Annotated in this window: 14 protein-coding genes; all 14 read left to right on the forward strand. The window is 43.8% G+C overall.

Annotated features, from left to right (window positions below):
- Positions 1–963, forward strand: a complete 963-nt coding sequence (locus J8L84_RS04695; RefSeq protein WP_211069661.1) for a DUF58 domain-containing protein — start codon at positions 1–3, stop codon at positions 961–963.
- Complete coding sequence (locus J8L84_RS04700; protein ID WP_211069662.1) at positions 963–1,535, forward strand: DUF4381 domain-containing protein; 573 nt, start codon at positions 963–965, stop codon at positions 1,533–1,535. The genes J8L84_RS04695 and J8L84_RS04700 overlap by 1 nt, the downstream gene beginning before the upstream one ends.
- Positions 1,528–2,562: a VWA domain-containing protein gene (locus tag J8L84_RS04705; RefSeq protein WP_211069663.1), complete on the forward strand. Its 1,035-nt coding sequence runs from the start codon at positions 1,528–1,530 to the stop codon at positions 2,560–2,562. The genes J8L84_RS04700 and J8L84_RS04705 overlap by 8 nt, the downstream gene beginning before the upstream one ends.
- On the forward strand, positions 2,562–4,559 hold the full coding sequence (locus J8L84_RS04710) for a VWA domain-containing protein (RefSeq protein WP_211069664.1): 1,998 nt from the start codon (positions 2,562–2,564) through the stop codon (positions 4,557–4,559). The genes J8L84_RS04705 and J8L84_RS04710 overlap by 1 nt, the downstream gene beginning before the upstream one ends.
- Positions 4,560–6,317 (forward strand): BatD family protein, encoded by a 1,758-nt coding sequence (locus J8L84_RS04715; RefSeq protein WP_211069665.1) that lies wholly within the window; start codon positions 4,560–4,562, stop codon positions 6,315–6,317.
- A 152-nt stretch (positions 6,318–6,469) separates the two neighbouring features.
- A complete protein-coding gene (locus J8L84_RS04720; protein ID WP_211069666.1) occupies positions 6,470–8,323 on the forward strand; it encodes a DUF885 domain-containing protein in 1,854 nt (617 codons plus the stop codon).
- Between the two features lie 185 nt (positions 8,324–8,508).
- Positions 8,509–9,066: a sigma-70 family RNA polymerase sigma factor gene (locus tag J8L84_RS04725; protein ID WP_129737289.1), complete on the forward strand. Its 558-nt coding sequence runs from the start codon at positions 8,509–8,511 to the stop codon at positions 9,064–9,066.
- A complete protein-coding gene (locus J8L84_RS04730; protein ID WP_211069667.1) occupies positions 9,059–9,763 on the forward strand; it encodes a DUF3379 family protein in 705 nt (234 codons plus the stop codon). Before J8L84_RS04725 ends, J8L84_RS04730 begins: the two co-directional genes overlap by 8 nt.
- 267 nt (positions 9,764–10,030) lie before the next feature.
- Entirely contained in the window at positions 10,031–12,040 is a 2,010-nt protein-coding gene (locus J8L84_RS04735; protein WP_211069668.1) for a GGDEF domain-containing protein, read from the forward strand.
- 151 nt (positions 12,041–12,191) lie between these two features.
- A complete protein-coding gene (putP, locus tag J8L84_RS04740; RefSeq protein ID WP_211069669.1) occupies positions 12,192–13,700 on the forward strand; it encodes a sodium/proline symporter PutP in 1,509 nt (502 codons plus the stop codon).
- A gap of 286 nt (positions 13,701–13,986) precedes the next feature.
- A complete protein-coding gene (gene cysD / locus J8L84_RS04745) occupies positions 13,987–14,901 on the forward strand; it encodes a sulfate adenylyltransferase subunit CysD (protein ID WP_013784935.1) in 915 nt (304 codons plus the stop codon).
- Entirely contained in the window at positions 14,901–15,497 is a 597-nt protein-coding gene (cysC, locus tag J8L84_RS04750) for an adenylyl-sulfate kinase (protein ID WP_057793062.1), read from the forward strand. Before cysD ends, cysC begins: the two co-directional genes overlap by 1 nt.
- A 17-nt stretch (positions 15,498–15,514) precedes the next feature.
- Positions 15,515–16,297, forward strand: coding sequence for a 3'(2'),5'-bisphosphate nucleotidase CysQ (gene cysQ / locus J8L84_RS04755; protein WP_211069670.1), 783 nt, complete (start codon positions 15,515–15,517; stop codon positions 16,295–16,297).
- A gap of 1 nt (position 16,298) precedes the next feature.
- A complete protein-coding gene (cysN, locus tag J8L84_RS04760) occupies positions 16,299–17,714 on the forward strand; it encodes a sulfate adenylyltransferase subunit CysN (protein WP_211069671.1) in 1,416 nt (471 codons plus the stop codon).
- Positions 17,715–17,829 lie beyond the last annotated feature (115 nt).

A 17,829-nucleotide genomic window follows, 5' to 3' on the forward strand; every position in this document is an offset into this window, starting at 1 on the left:
ATGAGTGATGTTCATTCGCAGTTAGCGTTACTGCAAACCAACGGTGTTAATTTGTCTACTGCTGAACTATTGCGTTATCAGCAGTTGGCGAAGCTATTTAGCCTTGCGCCTAAGCGTTCTCCTCAAGCCCGTCTTGCCGGTAGCTATTTGACCAAGCATAAAGGTCGAGGCATGGAGTTTGACGAAGCTAGGCACTACCAACCAGGCGACGACATTCGAGCAATCGATTGGCGCGTTACCGCCCGTACCGGTAAAACCCACACTAAAATATATCGTGAAGAGCGAGAACGCCCAGTATTTTTGTTTTGCGACTTTTCGCCATCAATGATGTTCGGAACACGGTTACTGACTAAATCTATGCAGGTTGCTCACATCTGTTCACTGATAAGTTGGTCTGCGGCAGCGCATGGCGATAAAGTAGGCGCGTTGCTGTTTAACCAAAAACAGCACAAAGAAGTGAAACCCCTTGCTCGTAAGCGGGCTGTTTTGCACATTTGTCACGAGTTGATGGATTTGCATGCCACCAGCCATGAGCAACTGGCGAGCACTGAGGCCGATACTCAAGCTTTTGCAGACGCATGTGCTCGACTTCGTCGTTTAGCTCGCCCAGGTAGCCTCGTGTATCTACTTTCTGATTTTCAGCATTTAGGTAGTGCAGCACAGCAACACTTAAGTCAGCTTTCACGCCATTGTGAAGTGAGAGCAATTATTGTTGACGATCCTATTGAACACACCTTGCCCCAAACACGCTCCATTCAACGGGTAAGTGTTTCTGATGGCATTAATCAACAACGATGGTTATTAGGCGATAGAAAAGAAGAAGACACCTATCAACGTTGGCGTGAACAACAAAACAGTGCAATGGAACAATCACTTAAACAAGCAAATATTTCTCGCTACCACATTTCTGCGGGACTGCCTCTTGATACCCAAATTCAAGGCATGCAACAGGAGCGCTTTTGATGCAAACAGCCCAAGGTATGCCGCAAACCGACCCTCTTGCACAGCTTAAAGATATACATGTTCCAAACAATGTAGACGTTTGGCCTCTGGACTGGGGCTGGTGGTGCTTAATTGCGTTATTCTTAGCTGGTGCAATAAGCCTCATTGCCTATCTTGTCAAAAAGCATAAATTCAATAAGCCCCGTCGCGATGCACTAAAACTGCTCGGAAGTATCTCATCGGCAGATGAAAACTGGCCTATGCAAATCAACAACGTACTAAAACGTACCGCCGTGACCTATTTCAAACCACAAGAAGTAGCAGGGCTTTACGGAAACAGTTGGCATGAGTTTCTATTGAAAACGCTGCCAGACAGACACAAAAATACTATGAGCGATTCATTATCAACACTGCATTCGCAGCAGTACGCGCCCAAATGCGATAACAAACATTTTGACGAATGCAGTAAAGCAGCAAAAGCGTGGGTGAAGCACTTTAAAGTGGCCTCCCCTTCGAGTAGTAAGGGAAAGCAGGCTTCACAAAAACCTTCACCGCTTGAACAGCAAAAAAGTCAGGAGGCAACCCATGCTTGATTTCGCATGGTGGTGGGCTTTGTTCCTACTCCCCCTCCCTCTACTTGTTCGATACTTAATGCCAGCGAAGCCACAACATGTGATGGCTGCCTTACAGGTGCCTGCGTTAAGACCGGGTATTCAAGACACTCCCTCACCGCTTAAAAGCAGCAAAATCCCGGTCCTAATTGCTTCGCTAATTTGGCTCTGCGTGGTTATTGCAGCAGCCCGGCCTCAGTGGCTAGGTGAGCCAATCAGCATTCCAAATGAAGGCCGAGAGATGATGTTGGCGGTAGATTTATCCGGCAGTATGAAAATTGACGACATGGAATTAAATGGCAGACAAGTGAATCGACTGACCATGACAAAGTCTGTGCTGTACGATTTTATCCAGCGCCGCGTGGGTGACCGTTTAGGCTTAATATTGTTTGCCGATACCGCTTATCTTCAAGCACCACTCACCTATGACAGAGATACGGTTTCTACTTTACTAAGCGAATCTGTGATTGGTTTGGTGGGAGAACAAACTGCAATTGGTGATGCCATTGGCTTAGCGGTTAAACGGTTTGATGCAAAAGATGAATCAAACAACGTGCTCATTTTGCTTACCGATGGACAAAATACTGCAGGTTTCATTACCCCTGAGCAAGCAAAAGAGTTGGCAGTAAATAAAAAAGTGAAGGTTTACACTATTGGCGTAGGCGCAGATAAAATGCTTATTCAGAGTTTCTTTGGTAGTCGACAGGTGAATCCTTCTCAAGAGCTAGACGAAGACATGCTAAGTGACCTTGCTACTTCTACCGGTGGACAATACTTCCGCGCTAGAGATGTAAAAGAGCTAGAAGCCATTTACGCAAAGTTAGACGCACTAGAGCCTATACAAGGTGAAGCGAGAAAAATGCGGCCGCTAACAGCCCTCTTCTACTTTCCATTGGCGGTAGCCTTTGCTTTATCTGCCTTATGGGCATTGATAGTGATTGGAAGTACATTGTTTAAATCACTGTCACGGTCTCACGTTCCATTGAGCGACAAAAAGGAAAGTGTGTAATGGAAGATTTTATTACCAATTTTCATTTTTTGCGCCCAGAATGGTTTCTTGCTCTAATTCCTGTGCTTGTTTTATATGTGGCACTTAAGCGTAATACCTCAAAAAAATCGGGCTGGCAGTCAGTTATTCCCTCACATCTGTATCAACACATGGTGGTAGGAAAATTTACGAAGGGACAAAAGCCCCCTTTCTGGCTACTTGCGTTAGGTTGGCTGCTTGGTATTGTTGCCCTAGCTGGGCCCACATGGGAGCGCCTTCCCCAACCGGTTTATCAACTGAAAATGGGCCATGTCATAGTGATGGACATGTCGTTGTCGATGCGCGCTACTGACATTACCCCAGACCGACTTACTCGAGCCAAATACAAAGCCATTGATCTTGTAAACCAAATAGGTGAAGGCGAAATGGGTTTGGTGGCTTATGCGGGTGATGCATTTGTAGTGAGCCCGCTTACCCAAGATGCCGCTAACATAACGACACTCTTACCCAGTTTGTCACCCGAAATTATGCCTGTCCCTGGCAGCGACCCCTTATTAGGCGTTGAAACCGCTGCTGAGTTGTTAACGAACGCGGGTTACAGTAAAGGTATGATTTACTGGATAACCGATGGTGTCGATTTACGCCAACAACAAGAACTACAAGAATACGTTGCTGGCATGCCTTTTACGTTGAACGCTCTTGCTGTAGGAACAGACGACGGTGCTCCTATCAGGCAAATAACTGGTGAATTACTAAAAGATAGAAGTGGCGCTATTGTGATACCTAAACTTAATAGCAGTGCAGTAAATGCAGTTGTCCGTGCTAGCGGCGGTAAATTTAGTGAAATTACCACCAATGATGACGATATTACTTCACTCGCTTCCTTGTCGTTACTCGATAGAGACGGTGAATCAGAGGAAGATGCGAGTAATGCAGAAGGCGACCAATGGCGCGAGTTTGGTCCCTACCTTTTATTGGCTCTGCTTCCGCTAATGGCGCTTGGATTTAGGCGCGGATTAGTGTTTGCTGTTATAGCAGCTATCTATATGCCGATGAGCAGTGAATCAGTGATGGCACAATCTGTTACCCAAGAGCCGCCGTCAGAGAGTTCGACGTCCTCCTCTGTGTCATGGTGGAAAAAACCATTTTTAAATGCCAATCAAGAAGGCTTGGCAAACTACTCAGATAACGCCTTTGATCAAGCCGCGACTACATTTGAAGACCCTGCTTGGCAAGGTGCGGCGCATTACAAGGCCGGCGACTACGAACAAGCACTGGCCGCTTATCAACAACAAGGCGGTATTGAAGGTTTGTATAACCAAGGCAATACACTGGCTCGTTTAGGCAAGCTAGATGAAGCCATCGCCAAATATGATGAAGTACTAAAGCAAGACCCTAACTATCAAGATGCTGCGGCAAATAAAGCCTTATTGGAACAGTTGAAACAGCAGCAAGAAGAGCAGGAACAGCAAAATCAAGAAAATCAGCAATCGAATGAGGGTGAAAACCAACAAGATTCTGGCGAAGCTGAAAATCAAGAAGGTAGCGACGATAGTAGCCAAGATAGCCAAAATAATGATGGTTCAAACAGTGAAAACGCATCGGAAGAAAATGGTGAGCAGAACGCATCTGATAACCAGAATGCTAACGATGAAAATGACAGTCAAAGTGATCCCCAGTCTTCACAAAATGAAGGGGGTGAACAAGATGATAGCCAGAACCAAAATGCGTCGGAGGCGCAAGATGGTGCCAACGGTGAAGAAAACGATAAAGAAGACGCAGGTGCCCCGCAAAATACTGGGAATGAAGAAGGTACTGATGAAGCCCAGCAAGAAAGTGATGCCGCCATGCCGCAAGCTGGCGAGATGACAGATGCTGAAAAAGAACAACAGCAACGTCTTGAAAATTTAATGCGCAGAGTACCAGATGACCCCGCGTTCTTACTAAAACGAAAAATGCAATTAGAAGCGCAAAAGCGCCAAAGACAACGCATGCCTTCAAATCGGAGTGATTGGTAGATGAAAGCAATTTTATTCACTACAACCCTTTTCTTACTTTTACGCAGCATGGTTGTGCTGGCAGATGTGACTTCAGTTGAAGCCACCATAGATAAAAATCCGGTCATGCTTGATGAGGCTATTCGGTTAACCGTTGTGGCAAATGGCGGCGCAGATCGTGAGTCTTTTGATAGCTCAATATTACTAAAAGACTTCGTTGTTGGTAGAACGTCGGTGAGCAGTCAAACATCTATTGTGAACTTCGATACCAAGAAAACCACCACCTGGACTACCACCTTGTTTCCGCGTAAAGAAGGTACTTTCACCATTCCTGCTATTAGCATAGAAGGTAAGCAATCTGCGCCAATGTCGGTGAATGTTATTCCCGTTCAACAATCTGAGAACGTCGCCCGCGATTACTTCGTGACTACTGAAATTGATTTAAAAGAAGCTTACTTAAACCAACAACTTTTTTACACCATAAAGCTGCATCTTGCGACGAATATCGAGCGCGGCAGCTTGCAATCGCCCACCATGCAAAATGCAGAAATAAAGCAGTTAGGCGACGATAAGCAATATACCGATATTGTAAATGGCAGACGTTACCAAATTATTGAACGCCAATTTGCCATTGTGCCTCAAGCGTCTGGCGAATTTACCATTAAAGGCCCGGTTTTTACTGCCGAAGTTGCTGCTGCAAATACCAACCAGCGTTTCGGGTTATTTAATAGAACTCAGCAAGTTAATCGTGTTGGGCCCGATATTACGGTAAATATTAAACCCATCCCTGCTGGTATTGACTACCCATGGTTACCCTCTGAAATGGCGCGGGTTGATGAAGAATGGCCTCAAGGTGACGCCTTTGTAGTTGGAGAGCCGATCACTCGCGTGGTAACGCTAACCGCACTCGGTGTAGTGGAAGAACAGTTACCAGAAATACCAGAGTTCTATCCCCCCCACTTTAAGCTGTATCCAGATCAATCCTCTACCACCACGGTAGAAAAAGACAGTACCTTGATAGCACAGCGTAAAAGCTCGCTTGCGGTAATTCCAACCCAAGCAGGCAGCTTTGTATTACCGGAAGTGACTATCCCTTGGTTTAATACCTTAACCGAGCAGACAGAGTATGCGACTATCCCAGCCCGCACGGTCACTGTTCAACCAGCTACAGCTGCCTCGTCGCCCACTCAGCCAGTTTTCGACAATCAAGGGGCTAATAGCGCGACTTCAGTGCCGGCTAATCAAGTCGGCCAAACTGAAAATGGTAGCGAGCTAAATAGTGAACCAAAAAGTGGATCAACTAATAGCAGTGAAGCACAAGCTCCCCAATACTTAACTTGGCTATTTGCAGGGCTTTGGGCCCTCACGGTAATCGCTTGGGTAGTGACTTATTTAATCCAAAGAAAGCGAAAACCAAATTATACGGCGACTTCCGCCAATACTGTTTTAGTAGCGAATTCGGGTGATGAAACGGCGGCCTTTAAATCATTAATGGCGTCAGTAAAAGCGAGTAATACAGCGGCAATTGCTCCAGCATTACAAACCTGGTTGAAGTGTTTATATCCCCACCACAAAGGGTTTATAAATCCATCTGACCACGACGCAACTAGCGAGATCCAGCTTCATTTGAATGCATTGCAGCAAACACGGTTTAGCCAGTCGAAAAGTGATTGGAAATCTGAATCAATGCAAAGCGCGATTAAAAACGCCAGAGATACTTGGTTAAAAAACAAGAAGTCTGGTAAAAATACATTAACTAATTTGTACCCCTCTACCTAGATACTGCGCAAAGGAAAGGCGCTTTACTTGGACTGCTTGGCACGAGTAACTTGAAAAAGAAGCATTAACTCGTGCCAGGGGTACGAATTTAAAGATAAAGCTAAAAATTAGACGGTAGCAATACTACCGCGACCACCTAACCAGGAGAATTCATGAAAGCACCACTACTCACGTTATCCCCCATTGCTATTGCAATGCTTGGGCTAATGGCTTGTTCACCCGCACCTGAAACAAGCCAAACCACTCAACAACCGCCGCCAGCAGTAGAAACTGAAAGCCAAACTGATTCAGCACGAGTTAATGCTTTTTTTGAACGCACTTTCGAAGAAGATCTTAAAAGCTCGCCTATGTTTCAAAGCTACCTAGGCATTAAGTGGGACTATGATAAGTGGAATGATGTTTCAGAAGAGCAAAAAGAAAAAGACATTGCCAAAGCAAAAAATCGCCTTGAAACTATTGAAAGTTTCGATACGACTAAGCTGAGCGAGCAAGAAAAATTAAGCCTTCGTTTGTATAAATTGGGTATTGAAAGAGATCTAGCTAACGATGAATTTCGTCATCACAGCTATGTAGTACACCAATTTCGTGCCGCCCATACCCAAGTGCCTAGTTTCTTAATTAATATTCATGGTGTAAAAAGCAAAGAAGACGCCCAAGCCTACATTAGCCGTTTAGACAATGTGAGCGAGTATTTCAAACAAGTTATCGAGCAGATGAAGCTACGTGAGCAAGCAGGCGTATTTCCCCCAGCTTGGGCTTATGAGCAAATGATTGCTGCATCACAAAATGTAGTTACTGGCGCGCCCTTTGATACCAGTGATACACCTTCAACCATTTGGGAAGACTTCAACGCCAAGGTAGATAGCCTTGAGCTTGATGATGTAGAGAAAACCACCCTACTTGGTGAAGCAAAAGCCGCGCTAGTCACGTCAGTAATGCCGGCTTACAAAGACTTTATACAAGAATTAGAACATCAGAAAACCATTACCCCTGAAGGTGACGGTGTATGGCGCTTGCCTGATGGCGACAAGTGGTATCAAAACCGCTTAAACTGGTTTACTACCACCGATTTAACCGCTGATGAAGTGCATCAGATAGGCCTTGATAATGTTGAGCGTATCCATGCTGCTATGCGCGACATTATGAAAAAGGTGGAGTTTGAGGGTACGTTGCAAGAATTCTTCGTTTTCATGCGTGAAGATGAGCAATTTTATCTTCCAGCAACCGAAGCCGGACGTCAGCAATACTTAGATGACGCCACGAAAGCTATTGATGATATGCGCGAAGCACTGCCAGATTACTTCGGTATTCTTCCTAAAGCCCCTATGGTGGTTAAACGTGTTGAGGCGTTTCGTGAGCAATCAGCAGGAAAAGCTTTTTACCAAAGCCCTGCGCAAGATGGCAGCCGCCCAGGTACCTACTACGCAAACCTTTACGACATGAGCGCAATGCCAACCTATCAACTAGAGGCTTTGGCTTACCATGAAGGTATTCCAGGCCACCATATGCAGCGCGCAATAGCACAAGAACTCGAAGGCGTACCTCAGTTCCAAAAATTCCTAAGCTTTACGGCTTACACCGAGGGTTGGGGACTGTATACCGAAGAGCTTGCTAAAGATATGGGCTTCTATCAAGACCCTTACTCTGATTTTGGTCGACTCGCGATGGAACTATGGCGTGCATGCCGATTGGTTGTTGATACCGGTATTCATGCTAAGAAGTGGAGCCGTGAAGAAGCTGTAACCTATTTAGTTGAAAATACCCCTAACCCTAAATACGATGCGCAAAAAGCCATTGAGCGTTATATCGCTATGCCAGGTCAAGCAACAGCCTATATGATAGGTAAGCTTAAAATCATGGAACTGAGAGAAAAGGCCATGACTGAGTTAGGTGATAACTTTGACTGGGCCGGTTTCCATGATGAAGTGCTTAAGCACGGTCCTGTTCCACTTTCAATCTTAGAAGAAAATATTAATACCTGGATAGCCAGTAAGAAAGCTAGCTAGTAGTTCACTTTAGAATTAAACGGGTTCTGTTATTGAACACGGTCGTTATTGAAGTCATTATTGAAGCCGTTATCTACGCGATTTAATAATCACCAGTTATGAAACTTAAAGCAGCCTTAAGGATAAACCTTCCGGCTGCTTTTTTGTGTCATAATTAATAAAATTAAAAAAATGTCGGATTTTTTATGTTTGCACGAAATAGATCTGGAAGCAGTCGGGTCTTATCCAACATGAAAGCAAAACACAAACGATACGAAGCGCTCGTCAATGCGTTTCATGCAGATATATTTCGCTATGCATACTGGCTGGTTAAAGACCGCTCGGTTGCGGAAGATATTGTGCAAGAAACCTTTTTAAGAGCATGGCGCTCACTCGACTCACTCAACGATGAGAAGGCGGCCAAGTCATGGTTAATTACCATATTGCGCCGTGAAAATGCTCGTCGTTTCGAACGTAAGCAATTCGATACTGTCGATATTGATGATGTGTCGGTGCATGATGAAACCCAAGATGCAGAAGGCGATGTACAAGACAGAGAACTGCATCGTCTGTTAGGTGGGCTAAGCGACGAATACCGAGAGCCCCTTGTTTTACAACTTATATTTGGGTTTAGCGGTGATGAAATATCACAGCAACTGAATTTGAATAAAAATACCGTAATGACACGATTATTCCGAGCTAGAAACCAATTGAGAGAGGCGTTAGAAAGGCAAAATGAACAGAGAGGTCAGGCAAATGGATGAATTAGAATTTAGGCGTCGAATTTACGCCGATCCAGAAACCACTGACAGTGATGTTATCGCCGCAGCGAAAGCTGATGAAAGCAAACGCAAGTTCTGGAACGAACAAAAGCAATTCGATAAGCAGTTAAAACAAGCTGTAAAAGTAGATGTGCCTGAAGATTTAAAGCACAAGCTTATTTGGCAGCAATCTGCGAATGAATTTGCAAGCTACCAGAAGCGAAGTCGCTGGTATGTGGCTATGGCCGCAAGTATTGCCTTTACCGTGGGAATAGGTTTTACCATGTGGTATCACCAACCTGTCAGTATTGGTGGGCAAGCACTTGCGCATATGCAATACGCAGAGACTGAGCGAGCGCATACGTTGCTGCCTGTAGATTTAGAACAAGTTAATGCAAAACTAGCCAGCTTTGGCGGCTCCTTCACAGACATGATTGGTGATGTTGAAGTGGTTAACTACTGTCACTTAAGTACAGTAAGAAGCTTGCATCTTATTGTTGATACCCCGCAAGGCAAGATGTCAGTGTTTATCGTGCCCGAGCGCAGTGATGTAAGAGTACCGGCTGAGTTCGAAGATAAGCAATACCATGGCGAAAGCATAAAAATGCATCACGCTAATATTATGGTGGTGGGTAATAAAGGTGCTGACTTAACTGAAATGAAAAAAGCCGTTACTAACAGAATTCACTTTTCTGCTTAGTTTTTCTGTAATAGCTTTGGCTTTATTGGCTTTAGCTCCATGACTATTAGTTCAATGGCTTAACGGAATTCTGTATACCCATTTCAAATCGGCCCTCGCGGCCGATTTTTTATACTTATGTATAAGATAAAATAGCGTTGCATCAGGTAGAGATATGTAAACACCGAGCCGTTTACTTTATACTATCGTCTAATAAAAATAACATCTGGTTTCGTTTTCGCTGTCTTGATTTCACTCTTGCAGTAATAAGAAAACGCGTATTCCCTTATGAATAAACGCTTTAGCTGTGCGATTTCACCTCTTTTCTACTTCTTTTTTCAGAAGTCTCGCCTCTATCTTTTCGCAGTGCTGCTCTCTCTTATTTCAGTTAATTCGGTGGCTAATAATTATCAAAGCGAAGAAGAAAGATTTCGCCAATTAGGCAACATCGTTAACACCGTCATGTACATGTGGAATAGCCCTTCTGGGATGAGTAATGAAGAGATTACCAAATTAATCGTAGCTAGCGACATTCAGCAGGATTCGTCAGAGATTGGCAAGGTAATCAAAACTGTTCTTTATCACTTAGATGGTTCTTTATCTACATCAGATTCGAAAATTCCCCTAGATTTAGCTGAGGAAGCATCGCCAGCTGATTGGGCGTATCTTAAGAACATTAATGTAAGCCGGTATGTTGCATTAAAAGCCGTTTTTATTATGTATAAAACTGCAAATGCTCATTCAGATACGAGTGAACGTCTACAGTATAGTATTCCCCTACTCTATTCGCTTAAACAAGAAGCCTTAAAAACGTCGGATCATCACGCGGTTGCTATAGCGAGTATTTGGCTTGCTATGGAATACTCCGAAATAAACCAAATGAAAGCGGTTGTGGAAATCGAATATGCACTACCTTTTTTAAAACATATTGACATAGAGAACGGTCTAGAGACGGCACTTAATAAAAGAATGGCGCACTCATGGCTCGCCGATGCCTATACCAACCTTAATGACTACAGTCGCGCTGTCATTCATCAGGAGTTTGTCATAGAAGATAGCAAGGAACACGACATTGCTACGTCATATGTCTACATTGGAGTAATCAATAGTCTAAGCCACTTACAGCGATTTGATGATGCTCTCACAATGGTGGATGAAGCAGAGCAAGTTTCTATAACAAATCAAAGTGCTCCACAAACTCTATTTAGTCTATGGTTGAAGGTAAGTGTTTTTTTACACCGAGATGAGCCGAACGATCGTGAGGAAATAATAGCGCTGACCAAAAATCTATCTCACTTTGAAGGCATTACTTTTCCAACTAATATAAACCTATTACCCGTACTATCCGCACTTAAGACAACTTATTTGGCACTTGAAGGCAGTGACGCTGAATTTAAAAAGGCGATGAACACGTTAACTTCAGATTTTAACTCGCAAGCAAAGCACTCTTCTTACAGCACATCAATTTTGTTGGGTAAGCATGCTCATCTTAGCAAGCTATATAAATTAAGAGGTGATTTTAAGAATGCGCTTCTCCACCAACATAAATACGATTTGATTAGAAGCCAACCAAATGGATCGTATGCCCACTTAGATGAATTAAATACCGAATCCCCGTTGCAACGAGACATTACCATTACCAAGTTGCAAGAAATGGCACGGTTAAAAGACAAGCAAACCTTAAAGTTAAAAGCGGAGCGATTTCAAGCGCTCTCGTTTGCATTGGTTGCCGTAATGTCGACGTTTCTACTTTTCTGGTTTTGGCGTCGACAACGCTCTCGCGCTCAGGCCAGCGAAATTGATGATCTAACAGGCGCCCTATATCGACGTGTCATGTTTAAAGAAATAGCAAAACCCATGTCTAGTAAGCTTTCATCTTGTTTAGTACTTATCGACCTAGACCACTTTAAAAAGATTAATGACAGATACGGCCATGTAGTAGGTGATGAAGTGCTAACAATATTTGGGCAAGTTGTTCGCCAGCGTATAAGAAAAACAGATAAATTTTGCCGCTACGGCGGGGAAGAATTCTTATTGTATTTACACGATACAACAGAAAAAAACGCAAACGCCTTATTGGAAGACATAAAAATGTCGTTAGAAAGCCAACAAAACTGGTCAACAACTGAAGCAACCTTCAGTGTCAGCTTTTCTGCAGGCGTCATTCAGGTAAAAGCAGAGCGAAACATTAGTAAAATTATAAAAGCATGCGATAACTTACTCTACCGTGCTAAAAGTACAGGTAGAGGTAAGATAGAAACCATGTCATTCCCCGCTTATTTAAACGAAAACATTTAAAACTCGCTTGATTTGTGAACCGATTAGCCTGTTATAGTCAGAAAACTTTATCGGGGCTTGTACGTACACAATATACTCAAGGTTAATGACTTACGTAGAGAGTCTTTGCTATTGATGGTAGCATGACATGAAAAAAACATAGGGAATTTATATGGCTACGGGTACGATCATTTCATTGGGGCTCTATTTTGCTGTCATGCTGGGTATCGGTCTTTTCGCTTACCGTCAGACAGACACGAACGTAGAAGGCTACATGTTAGGTGGCCGTCAACTCGGTCCCGCTGTCACTGCGCTTTCAGCTGGTGCATCAGATATGAGTGGGTGGATGCTCATGGGTCTCCCTGGTGCAATGTACGTTTCAGGGCTTTCCGCCGCATGGATAGCCGTTGGTCTTGTCCTTGGTGCATTAGCCAATTACATTTTAGTGGCACCTCGTTTAAGGGTTTATACCGAGGTGGCTAATAACTCTATTACCCTCCCCGATTATTTTGAAAATCGCTTTGCTGACAATTCTCGCTTACTTCGCGTGATTGCTTCTGTGGTGATTGTTATTTTCTTCACCCTTTATACTTCGTCTGGTGTAGTGGCTGGTGGAAAGCTGTTTGAGACCTCATTTGGTCTATCCTACGAAACTGGCTTATATGTCACTGCAGGCGTAGTGGTTGCTTACACACTGGTAGGTGGCTTTATGGCGGTGAGTATGACTGACTTTGTGCAAGGCTGTATTATGTTTATATCGCTGATACTTGTGCCTGCCGTGGTCATTACTGAATTAGGTGGTGTAGGCGCTTCTATTGCTGCACTCGATACTATCAACCCTGCCCTATTCAATGCCTTTATGGATGCGTCTACCAATGAGGCTATTTCGGTAATTGGTATCATATCCCTGATGTCTTGGGGGGTGGGTTATTTCGGACAGCCACATATCATCGTACGCTTTATGGCAATCCGGTCGGTAGAAGATATTCCTACCGCACGCAGAATTGGTATGAGCTGGATGATTGTTTCTATCATTGGCGCGCTAATGACAGGCTTGTTTGGTCTTGCTTATGTTACGGGCAATGGAAATAACATCGACCCTGAAACTGTCTTCATTTACTTATCTCAAATTCTATTCCACCCGCTAATTGGTGGCTTCTTGCTAGCCGCTATTCTCGCGGCCATCATGAGTACTATTTCATCTCAGCTATTAGTGACATCAAGCTCGTTAACTAGCGATTTCTATCAAACCTTTGTAAGACGTGATGCGTCTGATAAAGAATTGGTCATTGCCGGCCGCGTTAGCGTAGTGGCGGTCGCCCTTGTTGCTATCTTCTTAGCCTACGACAGAGACAGCAGTATTCTAGATTTAGTGAGTAATGCATGGGCTGGTTTTGGTGCGGCATTCGGTCCACTCGTATTGTTTAGCTTGTTCAAACGAGAAATGACTCGTCGTGCAGCCCTTGGCGGCATGATTGTGGGCGCAGTAACGGTATTGCTTTGGATTTACCTACCGGTGACAATTAACGGAGAATCGTTAGGTAGCTGGATGTATGAAATTGTTCCAGGGTTCATTCTATCTAGTCTGACCATTCTAGTACTGAGCAAATCAGGTACGCCCCGTGAAGGAGTGCTTGAAACCTTTGATGTCTTTCAAAAGAAACTTGAATCGCATAAGTAACCGATAGATAGTTATTTAAAGCCCCGTTTTACGGGGCTTTTTTGTAAGTTTCATTTCTTAATTGCTGCACTATTTTCCGATAGTTTGAGTATGCAGTAGGTGCGACTAATGCCTTAAATTTCGTCGCTTATGCAAAAATTGTATGACAGTTTTATTTCTTGGCATAAGAGAGGTATTTTAAATAGCTAAATCGCATACTACATTAGTGAATAAATGTGTTACTGTTCTATGCATAAAAATAACTCGTATATAACTTTATCTTATATAACATAAATCGGACTCGAAAATGACTGCAAGTATCCCGTCTGTTACGCATCTGAAACAACTCGAAGCCGAGAGCATTCAAATTTTCCGTGAAGTTGCTGCGGAATTTGATAATCCGGTCATGCTTTACTCTGTCGGAAAAGACTCTTCGGTGTTGTTACATTTAGCGCGCAAAGCTTTTGCCCCAGGTAAAATTCCATTTCCTTTGCTTCACGTAGACACTACGTGGAAATTCCAAGAAATGATTGAGTTTCGTGACCAGCAAGCTAAGAAGCATGGTTTCGATCTGCTAGTACACATTAATGAAGAAGGTGTTGAGCAAGGTGTTGGTCCATTCTCGCATGGTTCAGCAAAGCACACTGACATCATGAAAACGGCCGCACTTAAGCAAGCGTTAAACAAGTACAAGTTTGATGCAGCCTTTGGTGGTGCACGTCGGGACGAAGAAAAATCTCGTGCAAAAGAGCGTGTTTATTCGTTCCGTGATAGCAACCACCGTTGGGATCCTAAAAACCAACGTCCTGAGCTTTGGAACATTTACAACTCACAAGTTAACCCAGGTGAAAGCATTCGTGTATTCCCTATGTCTAACTGGACTGAGCTTGATATCTGGCAGTACATCTACCTAGAGAACATCGACATTCCTCAGCTTTACTTGTCGAAACCTCGCCCTGTGGTTGAGCGTGATGGTGTATTGATTATGGTTGATGACGAGCGTATGCCAATGAACGAAGGAGAAACGCCTGAAATGCGTTCAGTACGTTTCCGTACCCTTGGTTGTTACCCATTAACAGGTGCTGTTGAATCGACTGCGGCTACCTTGCCAGAAGTTATTCAAGAAATGCTACTGACCAAAACTTCCGAGCGTCAAGGCCGCGTGATTGATCACGATAGCTCTGGCTCTATGGAGAAGAAGAAAATGGAAGGGTATTTCTAATGGCCACCGACAACGTTGTTTGGCACAAGCATGAGGTGAATAAAACCACCCGCGCTGCAAAGCTGAATCAATCGCCTCGCGTGTTCTGGCTTACCGGCCTAAGTGGTTCTGGTAAGTCTACTCTGGCCAACTTGCTTGAGAAGAAACTTCACGAGCAAGCCAAGCACACTTACCTATTAGACGGTGATAACGTGCGTCATGGCTTATGTGGCGACTTGGGCTTTAGCGATAAAGACCGTGTAGAAAATATTCGCAGAATCAGTGAAGTTGCAAAACTGTTTGTTGATTCTGGCACGCTGGTTTTAACAGCGTTCATCTCTCCTTTTAAAGCGGATCGCGACTACTGTCGTGGCCTTTTAGAAGACGGCGAATTCGTTGAAGTGTTTATCGACACACCTATCGAAGTGTGCGAAAAGCGCGATCCAAAAGGGCTTTATAAGAAAGCGCGTAGCGGTGAGATTAAAGATTTCACTGGTATCGACTCTGCTTATGAAGCACCGGAAAAGCCTGAGATACATTTAACGTATCAAGATGAACCTGCAGAGCAAACTGCTGAACGCTTATATGCGTTACTGCAAGAAAAAGGACTTGTGTAATGGCCCAGGCTAATACAATGACTAATACACTGGCACAGACCATTCTTCGCATTGCTAAAGAAGCAGGCGATAAAATAATGGCGATTTACGATAAAGATTTCGCCATTTATGAAAAACAAGATACCAGCCCGTTAACCGAAGCTGACTTAGCGGCGCATAACGTAATTGTTGATGCCCTCGAAAAAGAATCTGACCTTCCTATTTTATCGGAAGAATCGGCAGATATTTCATGGGATGAGCGCAAACAATGGCAGTCTTACTGGCTTGTCGATCCACTAGATGGCACGAAAGAATTCATCAAAAAGAATGGTGAGTTCACAGTAAATATTGCGTTGATTGAAGACGGCAAACCTACGATGGGTGTAGTGTACGCACCAGCACTTAACAAAAGTTATGTAGGCATTGTGGGTGAAGGCGCATGGACTGAAGTAGACGGCGAATTTACTACTATATCTGCACGTAAGCACGATGGCGCTGAAGTATGGAAGATAGTAGGTAGCCGTTCTCACCAAAGCCCTGAAATTCAAAATCTACTGTCTCAATTAGAGGGTGAAACTGAATTAGTGGCAATGGGAAGTTCATTGAAGTTATGCCTAGTGGCTGAAGGTGAAGCTCACCTTTATCCTCGTTTAGGCCCTACTTCTGAATGGGACACAGGCGCAGCCCATGCTGTAGCCCTAGCTGCAGGTGCAAATGTGACTGTGCTAGACCCTAACGATCCGTTAAATGACAACGCCGACGCTCTTACTTACAACCAAAAAGAGTCTGTGTTAAACCCCTTTTTCCTTGTGAGCGCATAACATGAACAACGAAAACAATTTATTAAAGCAAGACATACTGTCTTACCTTGAGCAGCACGAACAAAAAGACATGCTACGTTTCCTTACATGCGGAAGTGTAGATGACGGTAAAAGTACCCTAATCGGTCGCTTACTTCATGATTCTAAAATGATTTATGAAGACCAACTTGCTGCGATTACTAAAGACAGCAAAAAATCAGGTACTACTGGTGAGAAAGTCGATTTAGCCTTATTGGTTGATGGCCTTCAGTCAGAGCGTGAGCAAGGTATTACGATTGACGTAGCATACCGTTACTTCTCTACCGACAAGCGTAAGTTTATTATTGCTGATACTCCAGGGCATGAACAGTACACACGTAACATGGTAACTGGCGCATCTACTTGCGACCTTGCTATCATTCTTGTCGATGCTCGCGGCGGTGTAAAAGTACAGACTAAACGTCACTCATTCCTAGTATCTTTGTTAGGTATTAAGCACGTTATTGTTGCTATCAACAAAATGGACTTAATGGATTACTCTGAAGAAGTGTACAACCAGATCAAGCAAGACTATCTGAAGTTTTCAGAGCAATTGGATATTCCAGATATTCAATTCGTACCACTTTCTGCACTTGAAGGTGACAACGTAGTAAACGTGAGCGAACACACACCATGGTTCGATGGCATTCCGCTTATGCAAATGCTAGAGAACACGAAAATTGGTGAAGACGATAATCATGATGATTTCCGTTTCCCTGTTCAATACGTTAATCGTCCTAACCTAGATTTTCGTGGGTTTGCCGGTACGGTTGTATCTGGTCAAATTGAACCAGGCGATGAAGTCACAGCCCTTCCTTCTGGAAAAACGTCGAAAGTAAAATCGATTGTGACTTTTGAAGGTGATCAAGAGCGTGCTTATGTACCTCAAGCGGTTACCCTTACACTAGAAGATGAAATTGATATTTCACGTGGCGACATGATTGTAAAATCAGGCAACTTGCCACTACTTTCTACTCAATTTAAAACGCATTTGGTATGGATGGACGAAGAGCCACTTATGCCAAACAAGCAGTTCTTGTTTAAGTTTGCGACCAAGTCAACGACAGGTGTTGTGTCTCATATCGATAACCAAATTGATGTGAACACCCTTGAAGAAAAAGATGCGATGCACCTTAACTTAAATGAAATTGGTGTGGTAGATGTGAAATTTACCCAAACCGTAGCGTGCGACCCATACAAGCGTAACCGCCCTACGGGTTCTTTCATCGTTATTGATCGCATGACTAACAGTACTGTTGGTGCTGGTATGATCATTGATGAACTTGCTAAAGATGCACAACACGCTTCTCCAAACTTCTCAGAGTTTGAATTAGAGTTTAATGCGCTAGTACGTAAGCACTTCCCTCATTGGAGCGCTGTGGACATTAGCAAGCTGTAAAAGCAGGACTGGAAAATATATGGATATTAACCAGTTTATCGGGGGGGGGGGTTTTGGGGGCCCGCGTTTTTTGCGGTGTTTTTTTTATAATCGCCGGGGGGGGGTGTTTTTTGGG

Source organism: Alteromonas sp. MMG017 (assembly GCF_018100795.1).
Lineage (GTDB): Bacteria > Pseudomonadota > Gammaproteobacteria > Enterobacterales > Alteromonadaceae > Alteromonas.